Source organism: Pelomonas sp. Root1217 (genome assembly GCF_001425705.1).
GTDB lineage: Bacteria > Pseudomonadota > Gammaproteobacteria > Burkholderiales > Burkholderiaceae_C > Pelomonas.
Window position 1 is genome coordinate 1,327,672 of the sequence record NZ_LMDC01000001.1, and the last position, 19,014, is coordinate 1,346,685.

The 19,014-nt window shown below is 67.5% G+C and carries 17 protein-coding genes; 12 read left to right on the forward strand and 5 right to left on the reverse strand.

Going from position 1 to position 19,014, the window contains the following annotated elements; translation table 11 throughout:
* The 8 genes from murD to ftsZ all read left to right on the forward strand — a co-directional run bounded on the left by murD (position 1) and on the right by ftsZ (position 9,979).
* Positions 1 to 1,683: a UDP-N-acetylmuramoyl-L-alanine--D-glutamate ligase gene (gene murD / locus ASC95_RS05955; RefSeq protein WP_057296794.1), complete on the forward strand. Its 1,683-nt coding sequence runs from the start codon at positions 1 to 3 to the stop codon at positions 1,681 to 1,683.
* On the forward strand, positions 1,680 to 2,936 hold the full coding sequence (ftsW, locus tag ASC95_RS05960; RefSeq protein ID WP_057296795.1) for a putative lipid II flippase FtsW: 1,257 nt from the start codon (positions 1,680 to 1,682) through the stop codon (positions 2,934 to 2,936). Before murD ends, ftsW begins: the two co-directional genes overlap by 4 nt.
* A 106-nt stretch (positions 2,937 to 3,042) precedes the next feature.
* Entirely contained in the window at positions 3,043 to 4,119 is a 1,077-nt protein-coding gene (gene murG, locus ASC95_RS05965) for an undecaprenyldiphospho-muramoylpentapeptide beta-N-acetylglucosaminyltransferase (RefSeq protein WP_057296796.1), read from the forward strand.
* A 105-nt stretch (positions 4,120 to 4,224) separates the two neighbouring features.
* Positions 4,225 to 5,613: a UDP-N-acetylmuramate--L-alanine ligase gene (gene murC, locus ASC95_RS05970; RefSeq protein ID WP_057296797.1), complete on the forward strand. Its 1,389-nt coding sequence runs from the start codon at positions 4,225 to 4,227 to the stop codon at positions 5,611 to 5,613.
* Positions 5,610 to 6,587, forward strand: a complete 978-nt coding sequence (locus ASC95_RS05975) for a D-alanine--D-alanine ligase (RefSeq protein ID WP_057296798.1) — start codon at positions 5,610 to 5,612, stop codon at positions 6,585 to 6,587. The genes murC and ASC95_RS05975 overlap by 4 nt, the downstream gene beginning before the upstream one ends.
* A complete protein-coding gene (locus ASC95_RS05980) occupies positions 6,584 to 7,411 on the forward strand; it encodes a cell division protein FtsQ/DivIB (protein WP_235537702.1) in 828 nt (275 codons plus the stop codon). The genes ASC95_RS05975 and ASC95_RS05980 overlap by 4 nt, the downstream gene beginning before the upstream one ends.
* A gap of 8 nt (positions 7,412 to 7,419) precedes the next feature.
* Positions 7,420 to 8,649 carry a cell division protein FtsA gene (gene ftsA, locus ASC95_RS05985; RefSeq protein ID WP_057296799.1) on the forward strand — a complete coding sequence of 410 codons (1,230 nt, stop codon included), beginning with the start codon at positions 7,420 to 7,422 and terminating at the stop codon, positions 8,647 to 8,649.
* A gap of 94 nt (positions 8,650 to 8,743) precedes the next feature.
* Positions 8,744 to 9,979: a cell division protein FtsZ gene (ftsZ, locus tag ASC95_RS05990; RefSeq protein WP_057296800.1), complete on the forward strand. Its 1,236-nt coding sequence runs from the start codon at positions 8,744 to 8,746 to the stop codon at positions 9,977 to 9,979.
* A 50-nt stretch (positions 9,980 to 10,029) separates the two neighbouring features.
* Here ftsZ and ASC95_RS05995 read toward each other — a convergent pair whose 3' ends face one another.
* From ASC95_RS05995 to ASC95_RS06005, 3 genes are read right to left on the reverse strand one after another with little or no spacing between them, the layout of a single operon-like run.
* On the reverse strand, positions 10,030 to 11,214 hold the full coding sequence (locus ASC95_RS05995) for a Bcr/CflA family efflux MFS transporter (protein ID WP_057296801.1): 1,185 nt from the start codon (positions 11,212 to 11,214) through the stop codon (positions 10,030 to 10,032).
* Positions 11,211 to 12,035, reverse strand: a complete 825-nt coding sequence (locus ASC95_RS06000) for an alpha/beta fold hydrolase (protein ID WP_057296802.1) — start codon at positions 12,033 to 12,035, stop codon at positions 11,211 to 11,213. The genes ASC95_RS05995 and ASC95_RS06000 overlap by 4 nt, the downstream gene beginning before the upstream one ends.
* Positions 12,036 to 12,054: 19 nt before the next feature.
* On the reverse strand, positions 12,055 to 12,750 hold the full coding sequence (locus ASC95_RS06005; RefSeq protein ID WP_057296803.1) for an SDR family oxidoreductase: 696 nt from the start codon (positions 12,748 to 12,750) through the stop codon (positions 12,055 to 12,057).
* Between the two features lie 108 nt (positions 12,751 to 12,858).
* Here ASC95_RS06005 and ASC95_RS06010 point away from each other — a divergent pair, with 108 nt between their 5' ends.
* The 4 genes from ASC95_RS06010 to ASC95_RS06025 all read left to right on the forward strand — a co-directional run bounded on the left by ASC95_RS06010 (position 12,859) and on the right by ASC95_RS06025 (position 16,692).
* Positions 12,859 to 13,422, forward strand: coding sequence for a TetR/AcrR family transcriptional regulator (locus ASC95_RS06010; RefSeq protein ID WP_057296804.1), 564 nt, complete (start codon positions 12,859 to 12,861; stop codon positions 13,420 to 13,422).
* Between the two features lie 102 nt (positions 13,423 to 13,524).
* Positions 13,525 to 15,480, forward strand: a complete 1,956-nt coding sequence (locus ASC95_RS06015) for a sensor histidine kinase (RefSeq protein WP_057296805.1) — start codon at positions 13,525 to 13,527, stop codon at positions 15,478 to 15,480.
* Between the two features lie 77 nt (positions 15,481 to 15,557).
* A complete protein-coding gene (gene lpxC / locus ASC95_RS06020; RefSeq protein ID WP_057296806.1) occupies positions 15,558 to 16,493 on the forward strand; it encodes a UDP-3-O-acyl-N-acetylglucosamine deacetylase in 936 nt (311 codons plus the stop codon).
* A 13-nt stretch (positions 16,494 to 16,506) separates the two neighbouring features.
* Positions 16,507 to 16,692, forward strand: a complete 186-nt coding sequence (locus ASC95_RS06025; RefSeq protein ID WP_057296807.1) for a hypothetical protein — start codon at positions 16,507 to 16,509, stop codon at positions 16,690 to 16,692.
* A gap of 284 nt (positions 16,693 to 16,976) precedes the next feature.
* Here ASC95_RS06025 and ASC95_RS06030 read toward each other — a convergent pair whose 3' ends face one another.
* Entirely contained in the window at positions 16,977 to 18,467 is a 1,491-nt protein-coding gene (locus ASC95_RS06030; protein WP_057296808.1) for a carboxypeptidase M32, read from the reverse strand.
* Entirely contained in the window at positions 18,464 to 18,961 is a 498-nt protein-coding gene (locus tag ASC95_RS06035; RefSeq protein WP_057297070.1) for a YqaA family protein, read from the reverse strand. Before ASC95_RS06035 ends, ASC95_RS06030 begins: the two co-directional genes overlap by 4 nt.
* Positions 18,962 to 19,014 lie beyond the last annotated feature (53 nt).

The window sequence follows — 19,014 nt, forward strand, 5'->3', positions numbered from 1 at the left end:
ATGAAGCTGGACCTGCCGCAACTCGTCGATCAGCGCGTGCTCGTGCTGGGCTTGGGTGATTCCGGCCTGGCCATGGCGCGCTGGTGCGCGAGCTTCGGCGCCAATGTGACGGTGTGGGACTCGCGAGCCCAGCCGCCCCAGCTCGGAGCGCTGGGCGAGACGGCGGCCTTCATCACCGGCGAGCTGACGGCCGAGGTCGTGAGCAGCTTCAACGCGGTGCTCAAGAGCCCAGGCCTGTCACCGCTGGATGTGCGCTTGGCGGCTGTCTACGCCCACGGTCCCGCCGTGCGCGGCGAGTTGGATCTGTTCGCCGACGCGCTGGCTGCGTTGAAGGCCCAGCATGGCTACGCGCCCGCCGTGCTCGCCATCACCGGCACCAACGGCAAGACGACGACGACCTGCATGACCGGCCTGCTCGTCGAGCGCGCAGGCAAGCGAGTCGCAATCGCCGGCAATATTGGCCCGACGCTGCTGGACACGCTGACCGGGGCGCTGGCCAAGGAGCCCGATCCGGCACCGATCGAAACGCCGGCCGAAGCCATCGCCGAGGCGATCGAGGATGCGCCCGTCGAGGGGGAAGCGATCGAAGAGGCTGGAGTGCTGCCTGACGAGGACACGCCGCTGCCGATTGACCCGCCGCCGCCGCGCGGCCCGGTCTTTGAGACTCTGCCCGAAGTCTGGGTGCTGGAGCTGTCCAGCTTCCAGCTTGACGGCGTGTCCAACTTCGAACCCACGGCCGGCGCCGTGCTGAACCTGACCCAGGACCACCTCGACTGGCATGGCGACATGGCCGCCTACGGCCGTGCCAAGGCGTGCATCTTCGGCCGCGAGGCCGTCATCGTCGTCAACCGCGACGACGCCGACGTCGAAGGACTGGTGCCTGCGCCTGTCTTCGTCAAGGGCAGCCGTGGCAAGGCCGGCCGCACGGTGTCGCGCCAGGTCGTTCGCTTCGGCCTGAACCCGCCCAGGGCCGCCGGCGATTTCGGCCTCGTGGACGAAGGCGGCCTGACCTGGCTGGTGCGTGCCCTGGAGCTGGACCCGACGATCAAGCGCAAGAAGAGCGACGAGGCGGAGCCCCTGATCATCCAGCGCCTGATGCCGGCCGACGCGCTGCGCGTGCGCGGCCGCCACAACGCCGCCAACGCGCTGGCCGCACTGGCCCTCGCGACGGCAGCCGGCTGCGAGCTGGCCCCCATGCTGCATGGCCTGCGTGAATACCGTGGCGAGCCGCATCGCGTCGAGCCCGTGGGCAGCATCGACGGCATCGAGTTCTTTGACGATTCCAAGGGCACGAATGTCGGCGCCACGGTTGCCGCCATCTCCGGCCTGGGCGCCGACCGCGCGCCGGCCAAGCTGGTGCTCATCCTTGGCGGCGACGGCAAGGGTCAGGACTTCGCACCGCTGGCCGACGGCGTCACCCGCCATGCCCGCGCCGCAGCGCTGATCGGCCGCGACGCGCCACAGATCGAAGCGGCGCTGGCCTGCACGGGTGTGCCCATGCAGCGCCACGACACACTCGAAGCGGCGACGACCTGGTGCCTGAGCCAGGCGCAATCCGGTGACAGCGTGCTGCTGTCTCCCGCCTGCGCCAGCCTGGACATGTTCCGCAACTACGCCCATCGCGCCGAGGTCTTTGTCGCCACGGTGCAGCAGCTCGCCGACGAGCGGGGGGTGGCTCTGTGAACGCCGTGCTGGGTGGGTTCACTGCCAGGCTGCAATCGCTGTGGAAGAAGGGCGACGCCGAGGACGCCAGCGTGCCGGTGCGCGACTGGGTGTCTACCTCGGCGGGGCGACCGACGCAGCTGCAGGGCTTCGACATCACGATGGTTTGGGTCGTGCTGGCGCTGATGGCCTTTGGCCTCTTGATGGTCTATTCAGCCTCCATCGCGTTGCCCGACAACCCGCGCTTCGCCAAATACCTGCCGACGCATTTCCTGACGCGCCACATGGTCGCCATCGGTTTCGCGCTGGTCGCCGGCCTGGTCACCGTGCAGATCCCTGTTGCGATCTGGGAGCGCTGGGCGCCCTGGGTCTTCGTCGTGGCGCTGGTGTTGCTGGTCGCCGTGCTGATCCCTGGCATCGGCAAGGTCGTCTACGGCGCGCGCCGGTGGATCCCACTGGGGGTCATGAACTTTCAGCCGTCGGAGCTCGCCAAGTTCGGCATCGCGCTGTACGCGGCCAACTACATGATGCGCAAGATGGACGCCCGGGAGAACTTCTTCCAGGCCGTCACGCCGATTGCGATTGCGCTGGCCTTCATCGGCCTGTTGCTGCTGGCCGAACCGGACATGGGCGCCTTCATGGTCATCGCAGCGATCGCGATGGGCATCCTGTTCCTGGGCGGTGTCAACGGCCGCATGTTCCTGCTGATCACGCTGGTGCTGGTCGGCGCCTTCGTGCTGATGATCAGCTTCAGCGAGTTCCGCCGCGAGCGCATCTTTGCTTACCTCAGCCCCTGGGACGAGAAATACGCGCAAGGCAAGGCCTACCAGCTGACGCACAGCCTGATTGCCTTCGGCCGCGGCGAGTGGCTGGGCCAGGGCCTGGGCAGCAGTGTCGAGAAGCTGCACTACCTGCCCGAGGCGCACACCGACTTCCTGCTTGCCGTCATCGGCGAGGAGCTGGGCTTTGCCGGCGTGGCCGTTGTCATCCTGGCCTTCTTCTGGCTGACCCGGCGCTGCTTCCTGATCGGCCGCCAGGCCATCGCGCTGGACCGGGTGTTCGCGGGTCTCTACGCCCAGGGCATCGGCATCTGGATGGGCGGGCAGGCCTTCATCAACATGGGCGTCAACCTCGGCGCGCTGCCGACCAAGGGGCTGACGCTGCCGCTGCTGAGCTTTGGCGGGTCGGCGATTCTGATGAACTGCGTGGCGCTGGCCGTTGTCTTGAGGATTGATCTCGAGAACCGGCAAATGATGCGGGGAGGCCGGTCATGAGCCGTGAAGGCCGTGGTGCATGGCGGGCCGAGCGCTGGGCCGCTCCCGAGCCGGTCGGCATCCCCTCGGGGGATCGGCCAACGTACCCGTTGGACGAGGGGCTCCAATGAGTGAGCGCCACCTCGTCGTGATGGCGGCCGGCACAGGCGGCCACATCATTCCCGGCCTGGCAGTTGCGGAGGAAATGCAGCGCCGCGGCTGGACCGTGTCGTGGATCGGCACGCCGACCGGCATGGAGAACCGCCTGGTGCCGGCACGCGGCATCGAGCTGGATGCGCTGCCTTTCGCCGGCCTGCGCGGCAAGGGAATCAAGCATGCGCTGCGTGGCATCGTCGGGTTCTTCAAGTCGCTGAGCCTGGCCCGTCGCGTCTATGCGCAGCGCCGTGCGACGGCTGTGCTCGGCATGGGTGGCTATGTCTGCTTGCCCGGCGGCCTGACGGCGGCCTTCACCGGCCGGCCGCTGATGCTGGTCAATGCCGACGCGGCGATGCTGAAGAGCAACCTCGCGTTGAAACCTTTTGCGCGCCGGATTGCGTTCGGCTTCGACGGTGCCGCGGCGGCTTCGACGTCGGGCGCCATCGTCAGCGGCAATCCGGTGCGCGCCGAGATCGAGGCTTTGCCGGCGCCGGCCGAGCGCATGGCCGAGCGTTCGGGCCCGCTGCATGTGCTGGTGCTGGGCGGTTCGCTGGGCGCACGCGCGCTGAACGAGGCCGTGCCGCAGGCGCTCGCGCTTTGGCCGCAAGAGCAGCGGCCGCTGGTGCTGCACCAGTCGGGGCAGGACCATCTCGGCGCCGTCTGGCAGGTCTACGCCGACGCCGGCCTGTCGGCGGAGGTGCGCCCCTTCATCGACGACATGGCCGCGGCGCTCGCCTGGGCCGATGTCGTCGTCTGCCGCGCCGGCGCCATCACCGTCAGCGAGCTCTGCGCGGCCGGCTGCGCCGCGGTGCTGGTGCCGCTGGTGGTCAGCACCACGTCGCACCAGCGCGACAACGCCGTCTTCATGGCGCAACACGGCGCTGCCATCCACCTGCCGCAGGGCGAATTGACGCCGGCAAAGCTGCACGAACTGCTCAGCGGCATGGACCGCGGCGCCCTGCTCGCAATGGGCGAGAAGGCGCGCTCGCTGGCCCGTCCTCGCGCGGCCGCCCGTGTGGCCGACGAAATTGAGGGAATGCTGAAATGAGCGTGAAGGCCGTAGTGCATGGCGGGCCGAGTGCCGGGCCGCTCCCAAGCCGGCCCGCATCCCCGCGGGGGATCGGCCGACGTACGCGTCGGACGAGGGGCTGACATGAAGCACGCGGTTCAACGGTTGCACTTTGTCGGCATCGGCGGCGCGGGCATGAGCGGCATTGCCGAGATCCTGCACAACCTCGGCTTCACGGTCAGCGGCTCGGACGCCGTCGAAAGCGCGACGACCGAGCGCCTGCGCGCTCTGGGCCTGCGTGTCGAGATCGGCCACGCGGCACCGAACATCGGCGATGCGCAGGCGCTGGTCACGAGCACCGCCGTGGCTGCTGACAACCCCGAGGTACAGGCGGCCCGCGGCCGCCAGGTGCCGGTCGTACCGCGCGCCGTCATGCTGGCCGAGCTGATGCGGTTGCGCCGCGGCATCGCTATCGCCGGCACGCACGGCAAGACGACGACGACATCCCTGGTCACGGCCATCCTCGTCGAAGCCGGCCTGGACCCGACCTTCGTCATCGGCGGCAAGCTCAACGCCGCCGGTGCCAACTCGCGCCTGGGCAAGGGCGAGTTCATCGTCGTCGAGGCCGATGAAAGCGATGCCTCCTTCCTGAAGCTGAGCCCCGTGCTGTCCGTCGTCACCAACATCGACGAGGACCACATGGACACCTATGGCCATTCGGTTGAGAAGCTGCACGCGGCTTTTGTCGAGTTCCTGCATCGCATGCCCTTCTACGGCGCGGCGGTGGTCTGCGCCGACGATCCCGGCGTGCAGGCCATCCTCGGCCGCATCGAGCGGCCCGTCGTCAGTTACGGCCTGTCCGCCGGCGTCAGCGTGCGTGCCATCAACGTGGAAGCGCTGGCCGGCGCGCAGATGCGTTTCAGTTGCCAACGTGAAGGCGCGCCTGACCTGGACGTGCTGCTCAACCTGGCCGGCGAACACAACGTGCGCAATGCCTTGGCGGCCATTGCCATCGCGATGGAACTGGACTGCCCGGACGAGGCCATCCAGAGGGCGCTGAAGAATTTCTCCGGCGTCGGCCGCCGCTTCGAGAAGCATGGCGAATGGCCGGCGGCCGATGGTGGCCGTTTCGAGCTGATCGACGACTACGGCCACCACCCGGTCGAGATGGCCGCCGTGCTGGCCGCCGCGCGCGGCGCCTATCCAGGCCGCCGCCTGGTGCTGGCCTTCCAGCCGCATCGCTACACGCGCACGCGGGACTGTTTTGCCGACTTTGTGCGAGTGATGGGCGGCGCTGACGTCGTGCTGCTGACCGAGGTCTATTCGGCGGGGGAGTCGCCTATCGAGGGTGCGACCGGTACGGCGCTGGCGCAGGCCGTCGGCACGCCGAACTTCGTGGCCGGTGTGGCCGACATGCCTGCGGCGCTGGCCCAGTTGACCCGCGATGGCGACGTCGTCATCGGTATGGGCGCGGGCTCGATGAGCAGCCTGCCGAGTCGCGTCGCGGCGCATTTCCAAGGAGGCGCAGCATGAAGTCGCCTGTTGATCTGAACATCGATGCCAAGGCGCTCGGCAAGGTCGCCGTGCTTTTTGGCGGTCACAGCGCGGAGCGGCCGGTGTCGCTGATGAGCGGCAGCGGTGTCCTCGCCGCGCTGCAATCCATCGGCGTCGACGCCCACGCCTTCGATCCCGCCGAGCGTCCGCTGCACGCGCTGAAGGATGACGGCTTTGCGCGCGCCTTCATTGCGCTGCACGGCCGTGGTGGCGAGGACGGCACGATCCAGGGCGCCCTGGAATGGCTGGGCATTCCCTACACCGGCTCCGGCGTGACCGCCTCCGGCGTGGCGATGGACAAGACCATGACCAAGCGGCTGTGGACCAACGAGGGCCTGCCGACGCCGCAATACCTCGCCTTGTCCCGCGCTGAATTGACTCGCGAGCGTATCCGTACGATTCCCGACACGCTCGGCCTGCCCGTCGTCGTGAAGCCGCCGCACGAGGGTTCGAGCATCGGCATCACCAAGGCCGCCGGCTATTCCGACATGCAGGGCGCTGTCGAGTTGGCGCTGGGCTTTGACGATGAGCTGCTGTTCGAGCAGTGCATCGAAGGCCCCGAGCTGACCTGTGCCGTACTGGGGGAGGGTGATTCGGCCGTCGCGCTTCCTGTCATCGAGATCCGCGCCGAGGCTGGCAATTACGACTTCGCAAACAAGTACGAGACCGACACGACGCAGTACCTGTTCGGCTCGCTGCCCGCCGCACTCGAGGCCGAGATCGGTCGCCTCGTGCTGCATGCCTATCGCCTGCTCGGCTGCCGCGGCTGGGGCCGTGCCGACCTGATGCTGCGCAAGTCCGACATGAAGCCCTTCCTGCTGGAGATGAACACCAGCCCCGGAATGACGTCGCACTCCCTGGTGCCCAAGGCCGCGCAGGCCGTGGGCGTGGACTACCCGCATCTGTGCCTGTGGTTGCTTGCCCAGGCCCGGCTGGATCGCCTGATCACGTGAACGCTGCCGCCGCCACCGCCGCGCTGCCGTCCGATATCCGCCTGATGAATGCGGTGTCGGCGCTGCTCGTGGCTGCGTTGGTGGCCACGGCCGCGTGGGGCGTGCTGCGCTGGATGGTGCGCCTGCCAACGTTCAACTTCCGCGCCATTCAGATTGAAGGCGATGTCAGCCGCAACAGCGTGGCCTCGTTGCGCGCCAATGCGCTGCCGCGCCTGCACGGCTCCTTCCTCAGCATGAACCTGAAGGACGGTCGCGCCGCCTTCGAAGCCGTGCCCTGGGTCAGGCATGCGCAACTGACGCGCATCTGGCCGATGCGACTCAAGGTCAATCTCGAAGAGCACCGCGCCGCCGCCTACTGGGAGGCGCGCACCGACGGTGCCGACTCGGCCACCGAAGCCAGCGCGGAACGCGCCCTGGTCAACAGCTTCGGCGAAGTCTTCCAGGCCAATCTCGGCGACGTCGAGGACGAAACCCTGCCGGTACTCGCCGGCCCGGCGCGGACCGCCGGCGCGATGCTGCAGATGTGGCGGGCGCTGTCGCCAGCCGCTGAAAAACTCGGCGAGGGCGTCGACCGCCTGGACCTCTCAGGCCGCGGCTCCTGGCGCGCGACGCTGGGCAGCGGCGCCGTCATCGAACTGGGCCGCGGCAGCGAGACGGATGTCGTCGAGCGCTTCAGCCGTTTTGCCCAATCCATCACGCAGGTCACGGCAACCTACCGCAGCCCGCTGCTGTCCGCCGACCTGCGCCACGCCGACGGCTACGCGGTCAAGCTGCGCGGCGTGACGACGAACACCCCGGGTAAACCCGTAAATAGAAAACGTTGAGGACGGACATGGCCAAGGAATACAAGGATTTGGTCGTCGGGCTGGATATTGGGACCGCCAAGATCATGGCCGTCGTGGCCGAGGTTTTGCCGGGGGGGGATTTGCGCATTGCCGGCCTCGGGGTGGCGCCGTCACATGGCTTGAAGCGCGGCGTCGTCGTCAATATCGACGCCACCGTCCAGTCCATTCAGCAGGCCTTGAAAGAGGCCGAAATGATGGCCGACTGCAAAATCTCCCGGGTTTACACGGGCATCACCGGCAGTCATATCCGCGGCCAGAACTCCACCGGCATGGTCATCGTGCGCGACAAGGAAGTCACGCCGGTCGATGTGACTCGCGTCGTCGAAACCGCCAAGGCCATCAATATTCCCAACGATCAGCGCCTGTTGCTGGTCGAGCCGCAGGAATTCGTCATCGACGGCCATGAGGTGAAGGAGCCCATCGGCATGAGCGGCGGGCGGCTGGAGGTCAAGGTCCATATCGTGACCGGCGCGCAGAGCGCGGCCGAAAACATCGTCAAATGCGTGCGCCGCTGCGGTTTGGAGGTCGATCAGCTGGTTTTGAACCCGAGCGCCTCCAGCCATGCCGCCCTGACCGCCGATGAACGCGACCTGGGGGTCGCACTGGTGGATATCGGCGCCGGCACGACCGATGTCGCGATATTCACCGGCGGCTCCATCCGCCATACCGCAGTCATTCCGATTGCCGGGGACTTGATCACCAGCGATATCGCGATGGCGCTGCGCACGCCGACCAAGGATGCCGAGGAAATCAAGGTCGAATATGGCGTCGCCAAGCAGCTTCTGGCCGATCCGTCCGACCAGGTGGAAGTGCCCGGCCTGGGCGACCGCAGCCCCCGCATGCTGTCCAAGCAGGCGCTGGCCGGCGTGATCGAGCCGCGCGTCGAGGAAATCTTTTCGCTGGTGCACCAGGTCATTCGCGAGAGCGGATATGAGGAATTGCTGTCCAGCGGCATCGTGCTGACCGGCGGATCGGCCGTCATGCCAGGCATGGTGGAACTCGCCGAGGACATTTTCCTGAAACCCGTTCGCCGCGGCCTGCCCACCTATTCAGGGGCCCTTTACGACATGGTCGCCAACCCGCGCTCGGCGACCGTCATGGGACTGTTGGAGGAGGCCCGGCTGTCGCGCAGCCGGGGTTTCAAGGCGGCACAGCAGGCCGGTTCGGTGCAAACCCTGCTTGGTCGGGTCAAGGATTGGTTCATGGGGAATTTTTGACCCCCCAAAACCAACAGTAGCCACGAAAAATTTGTTTCAGCAACTAGTCATCCATTGCGTGCCACGGCACAATTGCAGTAGTTAGGAGATCGATATGCCCATCGAGATGATCGAAGAGTTTGACCAAGGCACCCAAATCAAGGTGATCGGGGTCGGTGGTGGCGGCGGCAACGCCGTGGACCACATGATCGCCCAGGGCGTTCAGGGCGTGGAATTCATCTGCGCCAATACCGATGCGCAGGCACTGAATCGGTCCAAGGCCGACCAGCTGCTGCAACTCGGCACCTCCGGTCTCGGTGCTGGTGCCAAACCCGAAATGGGCAAGGCGGCGGCTGAAGAAGCCGAAAACCGCATTCGCGAATCCATCGCTGGCGCCAATATGCTGTTCATCACCGCCGGTATGGGCGGCGGTACCGGAACGGGTGCCGCGCCAGTGATTGCCCGCGTCGCCAAGGAAATGGGCATCCTGACGGTGGGCGTCGTCACCAAACCCTTCGATTTCGAGGGCGGCCGGCGCGCCAAGGCTGCCGACGCCGGTCTGGCCGAGCTCGAAGCCAATGTCGACTCGCTGATCGTCGTGCTGAACGACAAGCTGCTCGATGTGCTGGGCGACGATGTCACGCAGGATCAGGCCTTCGCGCACGCCAATGACGTGCTGAAGAACGCCGTTGGCGGCATTTCCGACATCATCCACATCCCCGGCCTGGTCAACGTCGACTTCGAAGACGTCAAGACGGTGATGAGCGAGCCGGGCAAGGCCATGATGGGCACGGCGCAAGCCACCGGCCCGGACCGCGCCGCCAAGGCCGCTGAAGCGGCCGTGGCCTGCCCGCTGCTGGAAGGCATCGATCTGTCCGGCGCGCGCGGCGTGCTGGTGCTGATCGCCGCGGGCCGCAGCAACTTCAAGCTCAGCGAGTCGCGCAACGCGATGAATGCCATCAAGCGCTACGCCTCGGATGAGGCTCACGTCATCTTCGGCACCGCCTACGACGAGAGCCTGGGCGACGCGCTGCGCGTCACCGTCATCGCCACAGGCCTGACGGCCGGCCGTGCCCGTCAGCAGGCGCCGCTGCAGGTCGTGCAGACCCAGCAGGTGGTGCGCAACGGTACCGACGGCATGCCTGTGCTGACGCAGGCGGTGGCCATGGCCACGCCGACGGCGCAGCAAGCCAATGTCGGCCTGGGCCTGGGTGATTTCGCCAACGCCAATGTGCCCAGCGTCTGGCGCCATGGCCGCTCGGGCAGTGCCGCGGCCAAGGTCGAGGCGCTGTCGTCCAACGGCATGGACGAGATCGAGATCCCGGCCTTCCTGCGCAAGCAAGCTGATTGATCAGCAGCTGCTTATAAAAAGGCGAGCCGTGAGGTTCGCCCTTTTGCTTTTCAAGAGGCACGAACGGCAGCTTGGACGGGCTTCGCGGAACCGCAGAGCAAGGCCATCAAACCACCGCTGGCCAGCACGAGCGCTAACGCATCCATGCGCGCACCCGGCAAGGTTGCAGCGGTGGTCGTCAGCAGCGCTGCAGCCGCCATTTGCAGAAAGCCCAGCAGCGCTGAAGCTTGGCCAGCCTGCGACGCAAATGGCGTCAACGCCAGCGCCGTGCCGGTGGGTGACACCAGGCCCATGCCAAACAGGAAGATGGCCACTGCGACGGCAAAGCCGGCAAGGCCTGCGGCGCCACCGGCCAGCATCAGCAGGCCGCCCAGAGTTGCCAGCACGGCGCCGACCCGCAACACCGTAGGCCCGCCCCACCGTGCCGCCCAGCGCGGCGCGGTCTGGCCTGCAGCAAAGACGACGAACACCGACGTGGCAAAGAACAGGCCGACCTGCAGCGCGCTGAAGCCGAAGTCACGCGCCAGCACCAGCGGTGCCGTACCGAAGAACGCAAACAGCGCGCAGAGGATGGCGGCGGTCGCAAGTGCGGGGCGCATGAAGCGCGCCTCACCCAGAAGCAGGACGTAACCACGCGCCAGCGTGCCCACCGGCTGATGCCGCCGCCGCTCGACGGGCAGCGTCTCGCCGACGATGCCGAGATACGCTGCGGCCAGCGCCAGCCCGGCCAACACGAGCACGACGAACAATGCCCGCCAGCCCCAGGCGGCCTGCACGAGGCCGCCGAGCAGCGGCGAAAAACCGGGCGCGGCGGCCATCACAACCATGATGCGGCCGAGCAGCGCAGCAAGCTGCTGGCCTTCGAAACGGTCGCGGGCGGCGGCGCGTGCCAGCACCGATGCGGCGGCCACCCCGATGGCCTGCAGTGCGCGGCCGAACAGCAGCAACGCCAGATCGCTCGCCAATGCACAAACCACGCTGCCCACGATGAAGACGGCCAATCCGACCAACACGACGGGCCGGCGGCCGATGCGGTCCGACAGCGGGCCGACGATGAGTTGGGCCAGCGCGAATACGGCGAGGAAGAGGCTGAGCACGGCCGTCATGGCTGCCTCGCTCGACCCCAGGGCCTGCGCCATCACGGGCAGTGACGGCAGCAGGATGTTGGTGGACAGGGTCGCCAGTGCCGACAACGCGGCCAGCGTCAGCAGCCAGGGGCGCGGCACGGTGCTCATCGAACTGCTCCGTCGGCCATGAAGGCCACGCTGCGGGCGATCACATCGGCATCGATCAACAGCCGGCGGTGCCCCAGCCCGCTCACCCGCTCGAACCGCGAACCGGGCCAGGCCGCGTGCAGGGCCTCGGACGCTGCGATGGGCACGGTGCGATCCTCCGGGTCGTGCACGATCAGCGCGGGGTGCTGCAGGCCGTGCTGCAGCCGTTCCAGGTCCACATAGGTGATGCGCGTGCCGATGAAACGCTCCACCCAGCCCGCGAATGCGGCCGCATCCGCTGGGCCCAGGCCCTGGGAAGCGGCCAGCCCCTTGACCATGGGCGTCAGCGAGGACGGGCCGGCCAGATGCACGCTGCGTCGGACCCGCCAGCCGTGCGCGAAGGCGAGCAGCGCCGCGGCCGAGCCCATCGAATGGCCGATGACGCCGTGCACTTCCGTGCCGATGTCGGCCACCACGGCGCGCAGCGCGCGGCCGGCATGCACGACGCTGGCCGCGTGGCCGGTCGAATCACCATGAGCGGGCAGATCGAAAAGGGTGACCGAGAAACCAGCCTTGACCAGGATCCGGGCGAAGCCGAGCAGGTGAGCGCCGCGGCTGTTCCAGCCATGCACGAGGACGACACGCGGGCCGGCGCCCAGCGTCCAGCGCGCGAGTTTGTGGCCTTCGTGGCGCAGCGGCGGCTCGGCGTGGCCGGCCAGCGCGGCGCGCTCCTCGGCCGTCAGCGGCACGCGCTCGGGTGCTGAGAAGGCATGGCGCGCCGCCGCAAGAAGGCCGTCGTCATGAACTGTGAAGGGCGCAGCAAAGGCTTGGGAGGCAGGCATGGCGATCTCCTGGGCGGGCTCAGTCGGCGTAGGCGGGCTCGGCCGTGGACAGGCTTTGCTTGACCTGGCGGCTGATGTCATCGGCCAGCACCTCGAATGCACCGGCTTCCAGCTCGGCCAGGGCCAGGCGGGCGACATCGGCCGGCGCGGACTTGGGCGCCTCCAGGCCGCGTGTCATGTCGGTGTCCATATAGCCGACATGCAGGCTGGTCAGCTGCGTGCCCTGGGCCTTGAGCTCGCTGCGCAGGCCGTTGCTCAGCGCCCAGGCGGCGGCCTTGCTGGCGCTGTAGGGCGTCAGGCCCGGCAGCGTCACCCAGCTCAGCACGGACAGCACATTCAGCACCGCGCCGCCGCCATTGGCCTGCAGCACGGGCGCGAAGGCCTGGGTCAGCGCCCAGACGCCGAAAAAGTTGATGTCGAGATGCCGGCGCGCCGTGGCGATGGCGTCGTCGGCGAGCACGCCAGCGCCCTGCGAGATGCCGGCGTTGTTGATCAGCAGCGTCACGTCGGGACACTGCACGGCCGCGGCGGCCACTTGGGCGATGTCGGTCACGTTCAGTGCGATGGGGACGACGCCGGGCAGGTCGATGGAGGCGGGGTCACGCGCCGCGGCGTAGACCTTGGCCGCACCGGCGGCCAGCGCGGCCTCGGCAAAGGCACGGCCCAGGCCGCGGTTGGCACCGGTGATGAAGACGACGGCGTTCTTGAGCTTCATGGCGATCCTTCTCGATCTGTTTATTCATGTCAGTCAACATGATTGATATAAATGTCGGTCAACATATAAAATCAGTCAAGTCCCGTCCGAAAGCCCTCAGGAGACGTCATGAAGGTCAGCCGCGCCCAGGCCGAAGAGAACCGCGAACGCATCCTCGACAACGCCGCCCAGCTGTTTCGCGAGCGCGGCTTCGATGGCATCGGCCTGAACGATCTGATGCAGGCTGCCGGCCTGACGCGTGGCGGCTTCTATGGCCATTTCGAGTCCAAGGACGATCTGGCCGCCCAGGCCACGCGACGTGCGCTGCAGGGCAATCGCGAGCAGTGGAAGAAGCAGACCGACCGCAGCCTGCAGGCATGGGTCAAGGCCTATCTGTCCGACGCCCATCGTGACCACATCGGTGCCGGCTGCGGCCTCGTCGCGCTGGCCGGAGATGCCGCGCGCGGCGGTCCGGCCGTGAAGCAAGCTTTTGCCGAAGGCGTCGCCAGCCTCGTCGCGACGCTGCAACATCAGATGCCGGCTGACGAGGCAGCCGAGAAGCGCGAGCAGGCGCTGGCCATGCTGTCCACGCTGGTGGGGGCGCTGCTGCTGTCGCGCGCTGTCGGCGGCGACACCACGCTGTCCTGCGAGCTGCGCGAGGCCGCCCGCAAGAGTCTGCCCGCCGGCGGCTGAACGGTCGCCACCTGTCGCCCAGCGGCGCTGCGGCGGTTGGGCTGCGGCCACCCCCTGTGGCATGCTCGCGCCCCATGTCAACGCCTAGAAGAAATCATAGGGATGCTTGAGTTGGGCCTGATATGGCGCCGCGGCCTGCTGCTGCTGGCCTTGCTGGCCTGCGCGCCATTGCAGGCACAGCGATTGCCCCAACCCAGCACACGGGCCGGGGGCGACGATGCGGCCCCCGCCGAGCTTGCCACCACCGCCTGGACGCGCGACCAGCTCGATGCCTGGTGGGCCGCGTTACGGCACCACACGGTGGTCGGCGGCGACCATCTCGATTTGCCGCCGGAACTGCTGCCCCCCGCCGACGAAGCGGCCTGGAAACCCGTGGCGATGCCTGACGTGCGCTCACGCCCCGGCGCGGCCATGGTCAGCGATGCACGGGGCTACGAGATGCGCTGGTACCGGCTCCATGTGCCGGGCGGGCGGGACGAAGCCATGGCGCTGTATCTGCCGCGCCTGGTCACGTTGTCGGCCGCCGTGCTGGCGCGCACCGACAAAGGCTGGCAGGCCCTGTTGGACAACCAGCATGCCGAGCGCGAGCAATGGGTGCAGCCCCTGTGGCTGCCCTTGCCCGGCATCGGGCCACAGGGGTTGGATGTCGTGGTCGCCCTGCCGGTGCCAGCGGGCAGTTATCACGCCGTGTCACGCATCTGGATCGCCCCTCGCGACCAGCTGGAACGACGCTGGCTGTGGCGGGTGCGCGCCCAGAACGGCCTGCCCCAGGCCGTCAGCTTGACGCTGGCAGTACTGGGCATGTTCGCGCTGACGCTGTGGCTGCGCCGCCCCGAGGCCATCTATGGCCTCTTCGCTCTTGGTACCGCCGCCTGGATGGTGCGCAACCTGCACTATTACGTCAGCCTGCCGGCCTCGCCTGCAGGGCAGGATTGGTTCTGGTGGGCCACGCACGCGTCCATGGGCTGGGTCATGCTGACGGCGCTGTTGTTCGCGCTGCGCTTTGCGAGCCGGCGCATCCTGTGGCTGGAATGGGCGTTGATCGCCAGTGTGACGCTGGTGAGCCTGCTCAGCATGCCGCTGTGGCTGCGCCAGCTCGACATGGTTGTCATGCAATACACGGTCACGGCCGGCGTTGCCGCCATCGGCACGGCCTGGGTGTCTTTCCTGGCCTGGCGAGAGCGACGCACCGAGCTGCGCATCATGGCTGTAGCGCTGATATTCGGCGTCGTCCTCGGCGGCCACGACCTGGCCGTCTTGGCCGGCTGGGCCTGGCCGGAGCACTTCTTCCTGATGCCGTTCGCGACGCTGGCTGTCATGCTCAGCTTCCTGCACGCGGTGCAGCGCCGCTATGTCGGGGCGGTCGAGCAGGTGCAGGCCGAGAACAGCCAGCTGCAGGAGGACCTGGATGAGCAGGTCTCGGTGCTGCACGCCCAGAACGCCCAATTGCGCGAGGCCGAGCGCCAGCAGGCCCTGTTGCTGGAGCGCCAGCGCATCATGGCCGACATGCACGATGGCCTGGGCTCGTCGCTGCTGTCGGCGCTGGTGGCCATGGAGCAGGGCAGCATGTCGCACGAGCAGTGCGTGGAAGTGCTGCGCGAATGCGTGGATGACCTGCGGCTGGTCATCGATTCGCTGGAGCCGGTCGGCCACGACCTCGTCTCGCTACTGGCGACGATGCGCTACCGGCTCGGCAAGCGGCTGCAGATCGGCGGCCTCAAGCTTGACTGGGACGTGCAGGACCTGCCGCCCCTGGCCTGGCTGGAGCCGCCCGACGCACTGCACGTGTTGCGCCTGATGCAGGAGGCGCTGAACAACGTGCTCAAGCACGCCCAGGCCAGCCGGGTGCGCATGGTGACGCGTCATCACGGCAGCTATGTCGAGATCCGCGTCGAGGACGATGGCGCCGGTTTCGACCTGCAAAGCATCCAGCACGGCCGCGGCTTGAAGAGCCAGATCAAGCGCGCCCAGCGCCTGGGCGGCAAGCTGCGCATCGACTCCCAGCCGGGCATGGGCACGCGCCTGTCTCTCAGATTGCCCGTGGAGCGCAAAGAGTAGGGCCTGCTGGCGCTGCGGCAACGCGACCCATTGCCGTAGCGCCAGCAGGCCCTCGTGTGATCTTGGACAATTGACCCATGGTCAAGCAACGCACTCTGAAGTCGATCACGCGCGCCGTCGGCGTCGGCATCCACAGCGGCCAGAAGGTCGAGCTGACATTGCGTCCGGCGCCGGTGGACACCGGCATCGTCTTTCGCCGCGTCGACCTCTGCCCACCGGTCGACATCCCGGTCAGCGTCACGTCGGTCAGCGACACGCGCATGGCCACCACCATCAGCCCGGGCGGCGACCCGGGCGGCCCGAAGGTGCAGACCATTGAGCATCTGCTGTCCGCATGCGCCGGCCTGGGCCTGGACAACCTCATCATCGACATCAACGCCGATGAGGTGCCGGTGTTGGATGGCTCGGCGGCGAGCTTCGTCTTCCTGCTGCAGTCGGCCGGCATCGTCATGCAGGACGCGCCCAAGCGCTTCCTGCGCGTGAAGAAGCCCGTCGAAGTGCGCCAGGGCGAGGGCAAGAAGCTGATGTGGGCCAAGCTCGAGCCGCACCACGGCTACACGCTGAGCTTCGAGATCGAGTTCGACAACCCGGCCGTGGCGGCCACCGGCAGCCAGTTCGTCTTCGACATGGGTTCGGGCACCTACAAGAAGGAGATCGCCCGCGCGCGCACTTTCGGCATGACGGCCGACATCGACCTGATGCGCTCGCGTGGCTTGACGCTGGGCGGCTCGATGGACAACGCCATCGTCGTCGACGACTACAAGGTGCTCAATGCCGACGGTCTTCGCTACGACGACGAGTTCGTCAAGCACAAGATCCTGGACGCCATCGGCGACATGCAGGTGGCCGGCATGCCGCTGCTGGCGGCCTACACATCGTTCAAGGGCGGCCACGCGCTGAACAACAAGCTGCTGCGCGCGCTGCTGGCCGACGAATCGGCGTTTGAGATCGTCAGGTTTGACGACGAGCGTGCGGCGCCCAAGGGCTTCGCGGAACTGGCACCAGCTTGGTGATGAGAGCGTTTACATGCTGATCGCTCGCCTGGTCATCGGCCTGCTGCTGTTCTCCGCCGTGCTTTGCTTCGCCGTCTCCATCGCCACCGGCCAGGCGCGCTGGCGGCGGCTGGGGCTGATGATCATGAAATGGACGCTGGTGGCCGGCCTGGCCTTCTTCGGCGTGCTGATCCTGGAACGATTGGCGCTGCTGCTGTGACGCTCGTCACGCCGTAGCTGGGCCACCCCTGGGCTTGCGGGGATGCCAGCCCGGCCGCATGTGCTCAGAATGCAATCACGGTCGCTGTTCGCATTGCAGCGGCCCAGTCCGGGACCCTACAAACCGGGCGCCACGCGTGGAGAAGGCCGGGGGGCCGGGGAAGCGCAGTGGATTGAAGAGAGAGATTGTTGTAACTGATTGGGCCGCTCCCGCAGGAGTGGCCCTTTTTTTTGTTTCGGCACCATAGCCAAAGCTGTCGACAAGCTGTCCGTCTTGGCCCGGATTCAGCTGCCCAGATAGCGGTCGCGCAGATGGGCCTCGAAATGCGCCGGGTTCAAGCCCTCGCCGCTGGCGCGCCGTACCAGTTCGGGCGTCTCATAGCGGCTCGCCGTCTGCCAGACATGGGTGGACAACCAGTCGAACACCGTGCCCAGTTCGCCGCGGGCGATCTGCACATCCAGGTCGTTGCGCTGGGACCTCATCGCCGCAAACCACTGCGCCGCGTACATGGCGCCCAGCGTGTAACAGGGGAAGTAGCCAAACAGGCCGGCTGGCCAGTGCACGTCCTGCATCGGTCCGTCCTTGAAATTGCCGCGCGTGTCCAGGCCGAGCAACTCGGCCATCTTGGCGTCCCACAGCGCCGGGATGTCGTCCACCTCGGCCTGGCCCTCGATGAGCGCGCGCTCGATATCAAAGCGCAGCAGGATGTGCGCGGGGTAGGTCACCTCGTCGGCATCGACGCGGATCAGGCCGGGCTTCACGCGTGTCAGCAGCTTGTGCAGATTGCCGCGCTCGAAGGCGGGCTGATCACCGAAGTGCTTCACCAGCAGTGGCGACAGCAGCCCGGCGAAGGCGGGGTGGCTGCCGAGCTGCATCTCGAAGGACAGGCTCTGGCTCTCGTGGATGCCCATGGAGCGTGCGCGGCCGACCGGCTGGCCCAGCAGGTCGCGCGGCAGGTTCTGCTCGTAGCGGCCGTGGCCGGTTTCGTGGATGGTGCCCATCAGGCTGGGCAGGAAGTCGTCCTCACGGTAGCGCGTCGTCATGCGCACGTCCTCGGGCACGCCGCCGCAGAAGGGGTGGGTGCTTTCGTCCAGGCGGCCGGCAGCGAAGTCGAAGCCCATCAGCTTCATCGCATCCAGCCCGAGGGCCTTTTGGGCTGCGGTGGGGAAGGGACCCACGGGCTCGATGACGGTTTCGCTAGCCTGTTTAGCCGTCACGTCGCGGATCAGGCCCGGCAGCCAGCCGCGCAGCGGCGCGAAGGCCGCCTCGACGTCGGCGCCGCGCATGCCGGGCTCATAGTTGTCGAGCAGTGCGTCGTACCTGGACAGTCCTGCGCTCTGCGATAGCAGCTCGGCCTCCTGGCGGGCGATCTTCAACACCTCGCGCAGGTTCGGCGCGAAGCCGGCCCAGTCATTGGCCGGGCGCTGGCTGCGCCAGGCGTGCTCGCAGCGGTTGTTGGCCAGGCTCTTGGCTTCCACCAGCGCCTGGGGCAGCGCGTTCGCGGCGCGCCAGGCGCGGCGGATCTCGCGCAGGTTGGCGCGCTGGCCTTCGTCCAGCGGCTCACTGGCGGCAGCGTCCAGCAGGCTGGGCAGGGCCGGGTCGGTCGCCAACTGGTGCAACAGGCCGTCCATCTCGGCCAGGGCCAAGCTGCGTGCCTCGTTGCCCTTGGCCGGCATGTTGGCCGCCTGATCCCATTGGGCGATGGCCTGCAGATGGCCGAGGTGGTGCAGGCGCTGCTGGCGCGCCGCGAGGTCTTGGTAGGCAATGGTGGTCATGAAATCCAGGTCTCCGGGATCAGCCAGATGAGGGCAACGGTATAGAGCAGGAAGCGCAGGAACTTACCCAGCGCCATCCAGCCCACACAGGGCCAGAACGGCAGCTTGAGCCAGCCGGCCACGGCGCACAGCGGGTCGCCGACGATGGGCAGCCAGCTCATCAGGCAGGCCTTGGGGCCGAAACGCTGCAACCACCGCATCGCCCGCGAATGCGAGGGTTCGTGGTGCTTCACCGCCTCGACCGCCTTCTCGGCGCCGTAGCCTATCCACCAACTCGTCATGCCGCCCAGCGTGTTGCCGACCGTGGCCACCGCAATGACGGCCCAGAACATGCTCGGGTCTGCCTTGACGACGAGGTAGACGGCCGGCTCAGAGCCTAGTGGCAGCAGAGTGGCTGAGACGAAAGTGATGATGAAGACGGCCACCAGCCCGACCTGGGGCAGAGCCAGGGCGGCGAGCAGCTCGCTGATGAATTGACCGAGCCAGGCTTCCATGGCGGTCATTGTCGGTGCGGCCGGATGGCTACAATCTCGCCTCTTTTTTAAGC